This window comes from Klebsiella sp. G-Nf4 (assembly GCF_002810615.1).
Taxonomy (GTDB): domain Bacteria; phylum Pseudomonadota; class Gammaproteobacteria; order Enterobacterales; family Enterobacteriaceae; genus Klebsiella; species Klebsiella variicola.
On sequence record NZ_PION01000008.1, the window covers coordinates 20,413 to 33,368 of the forward strand.

The 12,956-nt window shown below is 56.2% G+C and carries 15 protein-coding genes; 4 read left to right on the plus strand and 11 right to left on the minus strand.

Annotated elements, in window-relative coordinates; all coding sequences use genetic code 11:
• Window positions 1-18 precede the first annotated feature (18 nt).
• From arcB to mtgA, 3 genes are all read left to right on the plus strand, one after another.
• A complete protein-coding gene (gene arcB, locus CWM57_RS16795; protein ID WP_047667026.1) occupies window positions 19-2,358 on the plus strand; it encodes an aerobic respiration two-component sensor histidine kinase ArcB in 2,340 nt (779 codons plus the stop codon).
• Between the two features lie 233 nt (window positions 2,359-2,591).
• Window positions 2,592-3,245, plus strand: a complete 654-nt coding sequence (gene elbB, locus CWM57_RS16800) for an isoprenoid biosynthesis glyoxalase ElbB (RefSeq protein ID WP_047667025.1) — start codon at window positions 2,592-2,594, stop codon at window positions 3,243-3,245.
• Window positions 3,242-3,967, plus strand: a complete 726-nt coding sequence (gene mtgA, locus CWM57_RS16805) for a monofunctional biosynthetic peptidoglycan transglycosylase (protein ID WP_008806653.1) — start codon at window positions 3,242-3,244, stop codon at window positions 3,965-3,967. Before elbB ends, mtgA begins: the two co-directional genes overlap by 4 nt.
• Window positions 3,968-4,030: 63 nt before the next feature.
• On the opposite strand, the gene npr is transcribed toward mtgA, so the two are convergent.
• From npr to CWM57_RS16860, 11 genes are all read right to left on the minus strand, one after another.
• Entirely contained in the window at window positions 4,031-4,303 is a 273-nt protein-coding gene (gene npr / locus CWM57_RS16810) for a PTS phosphocarrier protein NPr (RefSeq protein ID WP_002918431.1), read from the minus strand.
• The gene (rapZ, locus tag CWM57_RS16815; RefSeq protein WP_002918428.1) at window positions 4,300-5,154 is read right to left on the minus strand and encodes an RNase adapter RapZ; all 855 of its coding nucleotides are present in this window, start codon (window positions 5,152-5,154) and stop codon (window positions 4,300-4,302) included. Before rapZ ends, npr begins: the two co-directional genes overlap by 4 nt.
• Before the next feature lie 45 nt (window positions 5,155-5,199).
• A complete protein-coding gene (gene ptsN, locus CWM57_RS16820; protein WP_004144926.1) occupies window positions 5,200-5,688 on the minus strand; it encodes a PTS IIA-like nitrogen regulatory protein PtsN in 489 nt (162 codons plus the stop codon).
• A gap of 70 nt (window positions 5,689-5,758) precedes the next feature.
• Window positions 5,759-6,046, minus strand: a complete 288-nt coding sequence (gene hpf / locus CWM57_RS16825) for a ribosome hibernation promoting factor (protein ID WP_004206206.1) — start codon at window positions 6,044-6,046, stop codon at window positions 5,759-5,761.
• 22 nt (window positions 6,047-6,068) lie between these two features.
• Complete coding sequence (gene rpoN / locus CWM57_RS16830; protein ID WP_061153187.1) at window positions 6,069-7,502, minus strand: RNA polymerase factor sigma-54; 1,434 nt, start codon at window positions 7,500-7,502, stop codon at window positions 6,069-6,071.
• A gap of 47 nt (window positions 7,503-7,549) precedes the next feature.
• On the minus strand, window positions 7,550-8,275 hold the full coding sequence (gene lptB / locus CWM57_RS16835; RefSeq protein ID WP_002918417.1) for an LPS export ABC transporter ATP-binding protein: 726 nt from the start codon (window positions 8,273-8,275) through the stop codon (window positions 7,550-7,552).
• Between the two features lie 6 nt (window positions 8,276-8,281).
• Window positions 8,282-8,827, minus strand: coding sequence for a lipopolysaccharide ABC transporter substrate-binding protein LptA (lptA, locus tag CWM57_RS16840; RefSeq protein ID WP_061153188.1), 546 nt, complete (start codon window positions 8,825-8,827; stop codon window positions 8,282-8,284).
• Window positions 8,796-9,371 (minus strand): LPS export ABC transporter periplasmic protein LptC, encoded by a 576-nt coding sequence (gene lptC / locus CWM57_RS16845; protein WP_008806651.1) that lies wholly within the window; start codon window positions 9,369-9,371, stop codon window positions 8,796-8,798. The genes lptA and lptC overlap by 32 nt, the downstream gene beginning before the upstream one ends.
• Complete coding sequence (gene kdsC, locus CWM57_RS16850) at window positions 9,368-9,934, minus strand: 3-deoxy-manno-octulosonate-8-phosphatase KdsC (RefSeq protein WP_061153189.1); 567 nt, start codon at window positions 9,932-9,934, stop codon at window positions 9,368-9,370. Before kdsC ends, lptC begins: the two co-directional genes overlap by 4 nt.
• Window positions 9,935-9,948: 14 nt before the next feature.
• Window positions 9,949-10,953, minus strand: coding sequence for an arabinose-5-phosphate isomerase KdsD (gene kdsD, locus CWM57_RS16855; protein ID WP_165784215.1), 1,005 nt, complete (start codon window positions 10,951-10,953; stop codon window positions 9,949-9,951).
• Window positions 10,950-11,927, minus strand: coding sequence for a calcium/sodium antiporter (locus CWM57_RS16860; protein ID WP_074387490.1), 978 nt, complete (start codon window positions 11,925-11,927; stop codon window positions 10,950-10,952). The genes kdsD and CWM57_RS16860 overlap by 4 nt, the downstream gene beginning before the upstream one ends.
• A 209-nt stretch (window positions 11,928-12,136) precedes the next feature.
• On the opposite strand from CWM57_RS16860, the gene mlaF reads away from it, so the two are divergent.
• Complete coding sequence (mlaF, locus tag CWM57_RS16870; RefSeq protein WP_100676247.1) at window positions 12,137-12,949, plus strand: phospholipid ABC transporter ATP-binding protein MlaF; 813 nt, start codon at window positions 12,137-12,139, stop codon at window positions 12,947-12,949.
• Window positions 12,950-12,956: the final 7 nt, after the last annotated feature.

The following is a 12,956-nucleotide window of genomic DNA, read 5'->3' on the forward strand; positions in this document are numbered from 1 at the left end:
GTCGTGAAGGAATCCCCTATGAAGCAAATTCGTATGCTGGCGCAGTATTATGTCGACCTGATGATGAAGCTGGGTCTGGTCCGCTTTTCGATGCTGTTGGCTCTTGCGCTGGTGGTGCTGGCCATTGTGGTACAGATGGCGGTCACCATGGTGCTGCATGGCCAGGTTGAAAGTATCGACGTTATCCGCTCTATCTTCTTCGGTCTGCTGATCACCCCCTGGGCGGTCTACTTTCTCTCGGTGGTGGTGGAGCAGCTCGAAGAGTCCCGCCAGCGTCTTTCGCGGTTGGTGGACAAGCTGGAGGAGATGCGAGAGCGCGATCTGAAGCTGAACGTGCAGCTGAAAGATAACATCGCGCAGTTGAATCAGGAGATTGGCGAACGTGAAAAGGCGGAAGCCGAGCGCGAGACCACTCTCGAGCAGTTGAAGATCGAGATGAAAGAGCGTGAAGAGACGCAGATCCAGCTCGAACAGCAATCCTCCTTTCTGCGCTCTTTCCTCGACGCTTCGCCAGATCTGGTTTTCTACCGCAATGAGGATAAGGAGTTTTCAGGCTGTAACCGGGCGATGGAGCTGTTGACCGGCAAAAGTGAGAAACAGCTGATCCACCTCAAACCGCAGGACGTCTATAGCGAAGAGGCCGCGGAAAAAGTGCTGGAAACCGACGAGAAGGTGTTCCGCCACAATGTATCGCTGACCTATGAGCAGTGGCTGGACTATCCCGATGGCCGCAAAGCGTGCTTCGAAATCCGCAAGGTCCCGTACTACGATCGCGTCGGTAAGCGTCGCGGCTTGATGGGCTTCGGGCGTGATATCACCGAACGAAAACGCTATCAGGACGCCCTCGAGCGCGCCAGCCGGGATAAAACTACCTTTATTTCGACCATCAGCCATGAGCTGCGTACCCCGCTGAATGGGATCGTCGGGCTGAGCCGTATTTTGCTGGATACCGAACTGACCAGCGAGCAGGAGAAATACCTGAAGACCATCCATGTCTCGGCGGTGACGCTGGGGAATATCTTCAATGATATTATCGACATGGATAAAATGGAGCGCCGTAAGGTTCAGCTCGATAACCAGCCGGTAGACTTCACCAGCTTCCTTGCCGACCTTGAAAACCTTTCGGGTCTGCAGGCCCAGCAGAAAGGCCTGCGCTTTGTATTGGATCCCTCGCTACCGCTACCGCATAAAGTGATCACCGACGGTACGCGTCTGCGCCAGATCCTGTGGAACCTTATCAGCAACGCCGTGAAGTTTACCCCCCAGGGCGGCGGGGTGAATGTCCGCGTGCGCTATGACGAAGGCGATATCCTGCACTTCGAAGTGGAAGACTCCGGTATCGGTATTCCTGAGGCGGAACAAGACAAAATCTTCGCCATGTATTACCAGGTCAAAGACAGCCACGGCGGCAAACCAGCCACCGGCACCGGGATTGGCCTCGCCGTATCGCGTCGCCTGGCGCGCAATATGGGCGGCGATATCAGCGTAACCAGCCAGCCGGGTAAAGGGGCGACCTTTACGCTCACCGTCCATGCGCCTGCCATTGCGGAAGAAGTGGAAGATACGTTGGCGGAAGACGACATGCCATTACCCGCGCTTAACGTGCTGCTGGTGGAAGACATCGAGCTCAACGTCATTGTGGCCCGTTCGGTGCTGGAAAAGCTGGGCAACAGCGTGGATGTCGCCATGACCGGGAAAGCCGCGCTGGAGATGTTCGAGCCTGGCGAGTACGACCTGGTGCTATTGGATATTCAATTGCCGGATATGACGGGGCTGGATATCTCTCGCCAGCTAAAACAGAATTTTGCCGCTGATGAGCTGCCGCCGCTGGTCGCCCTGACCGCCAACGTGCTGAAGAATAAGAAAGAGTATCTTGATGCCGGGATGGACGATGTGCTGAGCAAGCCGTTGTCGGTGCCAGCGCTCACCGCCATGATCAAGAAATTCTGGGATGCGCCGGAAGAGGAAGCGCAGGAAGCGCCGGCGGCCGATGTGCATAAAGCCGACGCGGTGCTGGATACCGATATGCTGGAGCAATATATCGAACTGGTGGGACCGAAGCTTATCAACGATGGACTCGCGGTGTTTGAGAAGATGATGCCGGGCTATATGTCTGTCCTCGAGTCCAATCTCACCGCCCGCGATCAAAAAGGGATCGTCGAGGAGGGGCATAAGATCAAAGGGGCGGCCGGTTCTATTGGTCTGCGCCACATCCAGCAGTTGGGACAGCAGATCCAGACCCCGGATCTGCCTGCCTGGTCTGATAATGTCGCTGAATGGGTTGAAGAGATGAAATCTGAGTGGCAAAACGACGTGGCGGTACTGAAGGCGTGGGTGGCGAAGGCCGGGAAAAAATGACCCCGGACAGACCGGGGTGCGCGAATACTGCGCCAACACCAGGGAACTGGTGGTTGAGCCAGTGTTATTTGAGTGATGTTGTTACGTGGCGCAACCTGAGAAGTGGATTGCTCGCTCATTAAGATAGCAAAGCTTAACTAATTTGTTACATGAATCAGTAAAATATGTGAAGCATAGCGAGTAAATCGACATTTTTGACTGGTTTCAGCGAGTTGCATGGAGGAGCGAAAGCGATGAAAAAAATTGGTGTGGTACTGAGCGGCTGCGGCGTGTACGACGGCAGTGAAATTCATGAAGCGGTGATTACCCTGCTGGCGATCGCGCGCAACGGCGCGCAGGCGGTGTGCTTTGCACCCGATAAACCGCAGCGCGACGTCATCAACCATCTGACGGGTGAACCGCTGACGGAGCAACGCAACGTGCTGGTGGAAGCGGCGCGAATTGCCCGCGGCGACATCTTACCGCTGACGCAGGCGCGTGCGGAGACGCTGGACGCGCTGATCGTCCCCGGCGGCTTCGGCGCGGCTAAAAATTTAAGCAGCTTCGCCGCCGAAGGCAGCGAATGTCAGGTGGACCGCGATCTGCAGGCCCTGGCGCTGGCGATGCATCAGGCCGGCAAACCGCTGGGTTTCATGTGCATTGCCCCGGCGCTGCTGCCGAAGATCTTTGCGTTTCCGCTGCGGATAACCATCGGGACCGATCTCGATACTGCCGATGTGGTCGAAGAGATGGGGGCGGAGCACGTGCCTTGCCCGGTCGACGACATCGTGGTGGATGAAGACAACAAAGTGGTCACCACCCCGGCGTATATGCTGGCAGAGAATATTGCGCAAGCCGCCACCGGGATCGAAAAGCTGGTCGCCCGCGTGCTGGCGCTGAGCGCATGAGACTCCGCGTAGCGCCCTTTGCGCTGCTAAAACGACTGGCGCTGCGTCTGCTGCTGATCGCCGCCGTCTTCTGGGGCGGGGGGATCGCGCTGTTTAGCGTGCTGCCGGTGCCGTTTTCGGCGGTGATGCTCGAACGGCAGGTGAGCGCCTGGCTGTCCGGAGATGTCCACTATCTGGCGCACTCTGATTGGGTCGGCATGGATGAGATCTCTCCGTGGATGGGGCTGGCGGTGATTGCCGCCGAAGATCAGAAGTTCCCGGAACACTGGGGGTTCGACGTATCGGCGATAGAAAAAGCGCTGGCGCACAATGAGCGTCATGATACCCGCATCCGCGGCGCGTCAACGCTGTCGCAGCAGACGGCGAAAAACCTGTTTTTATGGGATGGCCGCAGCTGGTTGCGTAAGGGGCTGGAAGCCGGGCTGACGGTCGGTATAGAAACCGTCTGGAGTAAAAAGCGGATCCTGACCGTCTACCTGAATATTGCCGAGTTTGGCGATGGGATATTTGGTGTGGAAGCGGCCGCGCAGCGCTATTTTCATAAGCCTGCCAGCCAGCTGACGCCGGGGGAAGCGGCTCTGCTGGCCGCGGTACTGCCAAATCCGATCCGCTATCGCGCTGACGCGCCTTCGGGCTATGTGCGCAGCCGCCAGGCTTGGATCTTACGCCAGATGCGACAGCTGGGCGGGGAAGGGTTTATGCGCGAGCATAAGCTGTATTAGCGCGTTAATCCGGCGCCGGGGCTGGCACTGTCGCCAGTCGGCCGTCGCCGGGAAGCGTAACGCTTAGTCTTCATCAAATCCGGCATTAAACAGGGCTATCACCGCGGCGAGCGCCTCAACTTCCTGCGGACCGCTGGCTTCCACCTCTATCTGCCGCCCTTTCGCCGAGTCCAGCATCAGCAGGGCAATCACGCTGTTTGCTTCCGCCTCCGTGCCTTCATCGTTGCGCAGCAGTACTTCGGCATCGAAATTCTGCATCAGCTCAAACAGCTTCATCGCCGGGCGGGCGTGCATGCCCAGCTTATTGGTGATTTCAACGGTCTGCTTTACGGTCATGATTTACGTTTTTCCAGCGTCCGATGACGAGACTGTACGTTCTTGCCGCGCGAGCGGAAGTAGTCAGCCAGTTGTTCAGCAATATAAACCGAACGATGTTTACCGCCGGTGCAGCCAATGGCCACCGTCAGATAGCTGCGGTTGTTGGTCTCCAGCATCGGTAACCATAGCTCAAGATAGCTCCGGGTCTGGTAAATAAAGTTGTGCACTTCGGTGTGCCGGTCAAGGAAGGCGGCCACCGGTTTATCCAGACCGGTCATTGGACGCAGCTTCGGATCCCAGTGCGGGTTTGGCAGAAAGCGCACGTCAAAGACGTAATCGGCATCGATCGGAATACCGTGTTTGAAGCCGAAGGATTCGAAGACCATCGTCAGTTCGCGCTCGCGTTTACCTAACAGGCGAGTACGCAGCATCTCGGCCAGTTCATGCACCGACATTTCGGACGTATCGACGATCAGATCCGCACGGGAGCGCAGCGGCTCCAGTAGATCGCTCTCTTCGTCGATAGCGCTTTCGAGCGACAGATTCTTGCTGGAGAGCGGGTGTAAGCGACGCGTATCGCTGTAACGGCGGATCAGGGTATTACGGTCGGCATCAAGGAACAGCAGTTGCGGAGAAAAGCATTCCGGCAGGTTCTGCATCGCCTGTTCAAAGATTTCCGGTGATTCTGGCATGTTACGCACGTCGATGCTGACGGCCGCGGAGATATTGCGGTCAGCCAGCGACCGCGCCAGATCGGGCAGCAGCACGACCGGCAGGTTATCCACGCAGTAAAAGCCCATATCTTCCAGCGCTCGCAGAGCGACGGATTTCCCCGAGCCCGAGCGGCCGCTGACGATCATCAGTACCATGTACCGTTTCTCCTCAGTACGATAAAGGATAAGGTGCGACTGCCATTATGCGTCATCGCTGCTTCCTGCTTCGGTGATGATCTCATACAACTCTTCATCGCTCTGCGCCGCGCGCAGGCGACGGCAAATCGCTTTGTCCGCCAGCCGTTTGGCCACCAGGGAGAGCGTATGCAGGTGAGTCTTTGTCTGGTCGGCTGGCACCAGCAGCGCGAATAGCAGGTCGACAGGCTGATTGTCGATCGCGTCGAAGGCGATGGGGGTTTCCAGCTGGACAAAAACGCCGACAGCACGCAGCGTATCCTCTTCCAGTTTACCGTGAGGAATGGCGATACCATTGCCAATCCCGGTACTGCCCATTTTTTCGCGGGTGAGGATCGCTTCGAACACCACCTGCGGCGGCAAACTTAACTGTTTGGCGGCCAGTTCGCTAATGATTTCCAGAGCACGCTTCTTGCTCTGGCAGTGAACCTGGCTACGGGTACATTCCTGGTTCAGGACGTTGCTCAGTTGTAGAGCCGAATCGTTGTTCATCATAATTTCACCTGAGCGCCCCCACGCCCGCCGCCGATGTTAAACCACGACGGACGCAGAGGGGCCCGGACAATTAGTGTTGTTTTAGTTTATCTTTGTGCTTCGTTAACTGCCTTGCCAGCTTGTCGATAAGACCATCGACAGCTGCATACATATCCTGCCCTTCCGCACTGGCATGGATTTCGCCACCGTTGACATGCAGATTCGCGTCCGCAATTTGCGTCACTTTCTCTACTTTTAACACAATATAGACCTGATTGATCCGGTCGAAAAATTGCTCCAGTTTGCTGAACTTCGCCGTGACGAAGTCGCGCATCGCGGGGGTGATCTCGACGTTGTGTCCTGTAATGTTGAGCTGCATAGTGTCTTCCTTATCGGTTGTGTCAGACCAGTTGTTTACGCTGGTTTGACGGCGGAATGGATAAAGACTCTCTGTACTTCGCGACAGTGCGGCGCGCGACCATGATACCCTGCTCGGACAGCATGGAGGTGAGCTTACTGTCGCTCAACGGCTTCGCGGGGTTTTCCGCGGCGATTAACTTCTTCACCAGCGCACGAATGGCCGTCGACGAGGCTTCGCCGCCGCCTTCGGTATTCACATGGCTGGAGAAGAAATACTTCAGTTCAAAAATACCGCGCGGACTGTGCAGATATTTTTGCGTGGTGACACGGGAAATGGTGGATTCATGCATCTCGACAGCCTGGGCGATATCGGCCAGCACCATCGGCTTCATATACTCTTCACCCTGTTCGAAAAAAGCCTGCTGTTGTTCAACGATGCAGCGGCTGACGCGCAGTAGCGTATCGTTGCGGCTTTCCAGACTTTTAATCAGCCAGCGGGCTTCCTGCAGATTGCTGCGAATGAACTGGCCGTCGGCGTCATTACGGGTGCTGTTACCCATCGCCGCATACTGCTGATTAATTTTCAGCCGGGGAATGCTGTCGGCGTTGAGCTCCACGGTCCAGCGGCCGCTGACCTTGCGGACCAGTACGTCCGGAATGACATATTCTGGTTCACTGGTATGAATGGACTGCCCTGGGCGGGGATCCAGTGACTGGATCAGATTCACCGCCTCTTTCAGCACCTCTTCTTTCAGGCGCGTGACTCGCATCAGGGTACGGAAATCATGATTAGCCAGCAGATCGAGATGATCGCTGATAATCAACCGGGCCTCTTCCAGCCACGGCGTCTCTTTGGCGAATTGCGACAGCTGGATCAGCAGACAGTCGCGCAGATCTTTCGCCGCGACGCCAACCGGATCAAAGCGCTGGATGCGCTTCAGGACGGCTTCCACCTCTTCCAGGCCGATCTCGTCATCGCCGATGCTCTCAACGATGTCTTCAATCTGAATGGTGAGATAGCCCGTATCGTCGACGGCGTCGACGATAGAGGTGGCAATGGCGCGGTCGGTATCGGTGAAGGGCGTCAGCTCGACCTGCCACATCAGGTAATCCTGAAGCGTCTGGGTGGTCTCACCTTGATAGACGGGCAGCTCGTCGTCCTGATAGTCCACGCCGTTGCCTGAAGGCGTACCGGCGGTATAGATTTCATCCCAGCTGGCATCGAGAGGGAGCTCGTCCGGCATCTCTTTTTGCTCAAGCGCATCGACGGTATCGAGGGACTCGCGGTCCTCCACTTCTTTCGCTTCTACCTCTTCGTGAAGATCGGTTTGCTCAAGCAATGGGTTACTTTCCAGCGCTTGCTGGAGCTCTTGCTGGAGTTCTAACGTGGACAACTGCAGCAAACGAATCGCCTGCTGCAGCTGCGGCGTCATGGCAAGCTGTTGGCTAAGCCTTAATTGCAAACCTTGCTTCATGTTCAGGGTAAATATCTCCGGCTAAAACGTCTGTAACCTCTACCCTATCAGAGTCTGAAGTCTTCCCCAAGATACACGCGCTTAACCTGCTCATCTTCGAGGATCTGCTGCGGTGTGCCATGAGCAATAAGGTGTCCCTGACTGACAATATACGCGCGTTCGCAGACGGCGAGGGTCTCTCTGACGTTATGGTCGGTGATCAGTACGCCGAGGCCGCTGTCGCGCAGGTGCTCAATAATGCGTTTGATATCGATAACGGAGATCGGGTCAACACCGGCAAACGGTTCATCCAGAAGGATAAATTTTGGGTTCGCCGCCAGCGCGCGAGCGATTTCGACACGGCGGCGTTCACCACCGGAGAGCGCCTGACCGAGGCTGTCGCGCAGGTGCTCAATATGAAACTCTTCCATCAGCTCTTTGGCGCGATCTTCACGCTGTTCGCTGGTTAAATCGTCACGGATCTGCAGGACCGCCATCAGGTTGTCATAGACGCTCAGACGACGAAAAATAGAGGCTTCCTGCGGCAGATAGCCGATGCCCCGGCGCGCGCGCGCGTGCAGCGGCAGCAGGCTGATGTCTTCGTCATCGATAATAATATTGCCCGCATCGCGCGGCACAATGCCGACCACCATGTAGAAGGTGGTGGTTTTACCGGCGCCGTTAGGGCCGAGCAAGCCGACAATCTCTCCGGAGTTAACGGTGAGACTGACATCTTCCACCACGCGGCGGCCTTTATAAGCTTTGGCGAGATTCTTCGCAGTTAAGGTTGCCATAACGAATTAGTTACTCTTCTTTTGCTGGTTGCCGCTTTTATCCTGCAGCTCGGACGGCACCAGAACGGTGGTGACGCGTCGACCTTTGTCGCTGAAGGCCTGCATTTTTTGCTCTTTCACCAGATAGGTGATCTTATCGCCCTTGATATTGCTGTCGAGCTGCTCAAGGTAAGCGTTGCCGGTCAGCACGACGTAATCATTCTGCAGCTCGTAGCGCATTTTCGACGCCCGGCCTTTTACCGGTTTGCCGTTATCCTGCATTTGGAAGAAGGTGGCCGGGTTACCGAAGCCTTCGATCACCTCTTTGCCTTTCTCATTGCCCGGACGGGTGACCACCACTTTATCAGCGTTAATTTTGATCGTCCCCTGGGTGACGACCACGTTACCGGTGAAGGTGACGACGTTGCCCTGCATATCCAGCGACTGCTGATCGGACTCGATATGGATCGGCTGATCGGTATCGCCCGTCTTGGCCAATGCCGGCAGGCTGGCGGCCAGTAAAGCGCCGGCGAGCGCAATCTTAAGGCTGAGTTTGTTTGTTCTGAATTTCATAAGAGGTTCTCACCTTTTCAATCAGCTCGGCATTTTTGCTGCGAAGGTTTCCACGCATTTTCAGGCCGCTGGAATTAAATGTGGTGCCGTATAACGTCACCATGTCATCGGAGGTAACGTCCTGTGTAACCAGATTTATCTGGGCGTTATCCGTCGTAATTTTGCGCAGTTGAGAGTCAGGCGCGAGTGCATTCACCTCAACGTGCCCGTAAAGATAGAGCATACGGTCATTCGTCAGCTTCGCTTTATCTGCCCTGATTGACCAGGTTGGCACCTTATTGGTATCAAAGGTGGTCATCACCGGCTTGGTAAACCAGGAAACCTCCTGATCGGAAAAGTATTCCACGTGCTCGGCAATCAGCCGATAGCTCAGGGCGCCTTCCGGGCTGTACACGACGGTGTCGGTATGTTCGCTTTTATACGTCGGGTCGTTGGGATTGACCTCCGGCTGGGCCGTGTCGTCCGTATTCGCCAGATTCAGGCCGATGAGGATCAGCGCGAGCAGCGACAGTAAAATGATAACCCAACGTCTGGTTTTACTCATATTGATTGCCCTTTGGCCTCATCAAGCTTGCCCTGCGCCAATAGTAACAAATCGCAGACTTCGCGTACTGCGCCGCGTCCGCCGTTAATTCGCGTGACATAATTCGCCCGCGGCAGCAGCAGCGGATGCGCATCGGCGACGGCGACGCTTAAACCCACTTCCGCCATCACCGGCCAGTCGATCAGATCATCACCGATATAGGCCACTTCATCCGGGCGAACCGCCAGTTTGCTTAATAAATCACGAAACGCCAACAGCTTGTCCGACTGACCTTGATACAGATGCGTAATGCCCAGCGTCTGGCAGCGGTCTTCTACCAGTTTAGCTTTTCGCCCGGTAATAATCGCCACTTCGATGCCGGAGGTCAGCGCGCAGCGGATACCATAGCCATCGCGGACGTTGAACGCTTTCAGCTCCTCGCCGTGATTACCCATATAGATAAGTCCGTCGGATAATACACCGTCGACATCGAGGATCAGTAGACGGATCTTAGCCGCGCGATCGAGAAACGCCTGGCTTACCGGCCCGTAGCATGTCGCTAACTGAGCATCAGCATTATTCATTATTTTTTCCTTACTTACACTACGCCCGCGCGCAGGAGATCGTGCATATGTACCACACCCAGCAGATGGTCGCCATCGGCAACCAGCACGCAGGTGATATGACGGGATTGCATCAGGTTTAGGGCATCTACCGCCAGGGTGCCGGGACGGATACGGATCCCTCCCCGGGTCATGACGTCGGCAATACTGGCATTGCGCATATCGACGCCGGTATCAAAGACCCGGCGCAGGTCACCATCGGTGAAGATCCCGATAATATTCATCTGGTCATCACAGATGGCAGTCATGCCTAAATTTTTACGCGTAATTTCCAGCAGCGCATCGCGCAGGGTGGCCTGCAGGCCGACGTGCGGGATTTCATCACCGGTATGCATAATATCATTGACGCGCAGCAACAGCTTACGACCAAGTGCGCCGCCCGGATGGGACAGGGCGAAATCTTCAGCAGTAAAGCCGCGGGCTTCCAGCAGGGCGACGGCGAGGGCATCACCCATCACCAGCGCCGCGGTGGTGCTGGAGGTGGGCGCCAGTCCTAACGGGCAGGCCTCTTTGGGCACTTTCACGCACAGATGGATATCCGCCGCGCGCGCCATGCTGCTGTCTGGCCGGCTGGTCATGCAAATAAGCTTCACCTGCTGGCGTTTCAGGACCGGGATCAGCGCCAGGATTTCATTCGATTCGCCGGAGTTCGATAGCGCAATCACCACATCCTGTGGAGTGACCATTCCTAAATCGCCGTGCGCCGCTTCGCCGGGGTGGACAAAAAAAGCCGAGGTGCCGGTACTGGCGAAGGTCGCTGCTATTTTGCGGCCGATGTGGCCCGACTTGCCCATCCCCATCACCACGACTTTCCCGCCGCAGCGGAAAATCGTTTCGCAAGCATGGGTAAAGTCTTCATTTATATATTGATCGAGCTGGGCCAGACCTTCACGTTCAATTTCCAGCACCTGACGGCCTGCCTGTTGAAAGTCAAAATCCGTGGGCAAATCTATTTGCGACATGATGTTATCCCGAGTCATTCAACGAAGAGCGGCGCTGTCCAGAACAGCATCGCCAACCAAACCACAAAGCCGCCGACCAGCAGTGCGCCAACCAGTCGTCCCGGCTGCTGCTGGCGGCGCCAGCACAGCACCGCGAAGATCAGGCTGACCAGCAGCATCACGCCATAATCGCGAGTAAAGGCTTCGCTCGCAAAGCTCCCCGGCGCGATCAGCGCCGGTAAACCCAGCACCAGCGCAATATTGAGGATATTGGCGCCGATGATATTGCCGATAGCAATGTCATCTTCCCCTTTCCGCGCCCCGGCGATAGCGGTGGCCAGCTCTGGCAGGCTGGTGCCTATCGCTACCACCGTCAGACCGACGGTCAGCTCGCTAATGGCAAAAAAGTTTGCCAATACCGTGGTGTTATCCACCACCATACGGGTAGCCATCGGCATGACAATCATCGCCACCCCTAACCAGAGCAGAGCGACCGGCAGCGATCCTTCTCGCGGCAGCTCCGCCAACTGTTCGCGGGTCAGACTATCGCTGCCCTGGCGCTCCGCCAGACGGGCAATTTTGATGGTAAACAGCAGCCACAGAAACGCCAGCGCCAGTAAAAACAGCCCGTCGAGACGGGACAACTGTCCATCGTAGAGCACCAGCCCGGCCAGCACACTGACCAGCAACATTAGCGGTAATTCGCGGCGCAGAATATCAGAATGCACGGTAAATGGCCTGAGTAAGGCGGCGAGACCGAGGATCAGAAGAATATTGGTAATGTTGGAGCCGAGCGCGGTGCCGACCGCCAGATCGATCTGCCCATGCAGCGAGGCCGTGGTGGAAACCATGATCTCGGGCAGGCTGGTGCCGATACTCACCACCGTCATACCGATGATCAGCGGCGGGATCCCCAACATACGACACAGGATGGAAGCGGCATAGACCAGACGATCGGCGCTGTAGACAACCAGCAGTAAACCAATAATTAACAGAGCCGTCGCTAAGAGCATCTAAAGTCCTTTCTTCAGGTATAATCGTCGCCTCGCTGGGTTATCCCTACGCAGCGTAACGAATTCTTAATTTTGACTTTATGTGTGCCAAAAGTAAAACAAATGCCAGCTTTCGCTAACCTGTGCAGGTAAGATTCTGTAAAAATGTTGTGATTGTGGCGCAAGAAAGGGCCATGCTTGCCCGTCAGGTGTTTAGTAAGGATGATTTTATGAGCCAAACTCAGGCGAATTTAGTTGAAGTGCGCGGTATCCGCTTTTCACGCGGCGATCGTGTGATCTTCGACGACATCTCGCTGTCGGTGCCGCGCGGTAAAATTACTGCGATCATGGGACCTTCGGGGATCGGCAAGACTACCCTGTTACGCCTGATCGGCGGCCAGATCCCGCCGGACAGGGGAGAGATCATGTTTGATGGCGAGAACGTACCACAGATGACGCGATCGCGTCTTTATACGGTGCGTAAGCGGATGAGCATGCTGTTCCAGTCCGGCGCGCTGTTCACCGATCTCAATGTCTTTGATAACGTTGCCTATCCGCTGCGCGAGCATACGCAGCTGCCGCCTGCGCTGCTGCATACGACGGTGATGATGAAGCTGGAAGCGGTGGGGTTGCGTGGGGCGGCGAAGTTAATGCCCTCCGAGCTTTCCGGCGGGATGGCGCGCCGCGCCGCCCTGGCGAGAGCGATTGCCCTTGAGCCGGATCTGATTATGTTCGACGAACCGTTTGTCGGGCAGGATCCCATCACCATGGGCGTGCTGGTGAAGTTGATTTCTGAACTCAACAACACGTTGGGTGTCACTTGCATCGTGGTTTCGCACGATGTGCCTGAGGTGCTTAGCATCGCAGACTACGCGTATATCGTGGCGGATAAAAAGATTATCGCCCACGGTAGCGCCCAGTCGCTGCGGGAAAATGCCGACGCTCGGGTTCGTCAGTTCATTGATGGTATTGCCGACGGCCCGGTGCCGTTCCGTTATCCGGCTGGCGACTATCACCATGATTTATTAGGCATAGGGAGTTGAGCGACTC

Bases quoted from the DNA above. Each gene is read 5' to 3' on its own strand.
- rapZ (WP_002918428.1), bottom strand. From the start codon at position 5,154: ATGGTACTGATGATCGTCAGCGGCCGCTCGGGCTCGGGGAAATCCGTC.
- rpoN (WP_061153187.1), bottom strand. From the start codon at position 7,502: ATGAAGCAAGGTTTGCAATTAAGGCTTAGCCAACAGCTTGCCATGACG.
- mtgA (WP_008806653.1), top strand. From the start codon at position 3,242: ATGAGACTCCGCGTAGCGCCCTTTGCGCTGCTAAAACGACTGGCGCTG.
- elbB (WP_047667025.1), top strand. From the start codon at position 2,592: ATGAAAAAAATTGGTGTGGTACTGAGCGGCTGCGGCGTGTACGACGGC.
- lptA (WP_061153188.1), bottom strand. From the start codon at position 8,827: ATGAAATTCAGAACAAACAAACTCAGCCTTAAGATTGCGCTCGCCGGC.
- npr (WP_002918431.1), bottom strand. From the start codon at position 4,303: ATGACCGTAAAGCAGACCGTTGAAATCACCAATAAGCTGGGCATGCAC.
- arcB (WP_047667026.1), top strand. From the start codon at position 19: ATGAAGCAAATTCGTATGCTGGCGCAGTATTATGTCGACCTGATGATG.
- ptsN (WP_004144926.1), bottom strand. From the start codon at position 5,688: ATGATGAACAACGATTCGGCTCTACAACTGAGCAACGTCCTGAACCAG.
- CWM57_RS16860 (WP_074387490.1), bottom strand. From the start codon at position 11,927: ATGCTCTTAGCGACGGCTCTGTTAATTATTGGTTTACTGCTGGTTGTC.
- lptB (WP_002918417.1), bottom strand. From the start codon at position 8,275: ATGGCAACCTTAACTGCGAAGAATCTCGCCAAAGCTTATAAAGGCCGC.
- mlaF (WP_100676247.1), top strand. From the start codon at position 12,137: ATGAGCCAAACTCAGGCGAATTTAGTTGAAGTGCGCGGTATCCGCTTT.
- lptC (WP_008806651.1), bottom strand. From the start codon at position 9,371: ATGAGTAAAACCAGACGTTGGGTTATCATTTTACTGTCGCTGCTCGCG.
- hpf (WP_004206206.1), bottom strand. From the start codon at position 6,046: ATGCAGCTCAACATTACAGGACACAACGTCGAGATCACCCCCGCGATG.
- kdsD (WP_165784215.1), bottom strand. From the start codon at position 10,953: ATGACTCGGGATAACATCATGTCGCAAATAGATTTGCCCACGGATTTT.
- kdsC (WP_061153189.1), bottom strand. From the start codon at position 9,934: ATGAATAATGCTGATGCTCAGTTAGCGACATGCTACGGGCCGGTAAGC.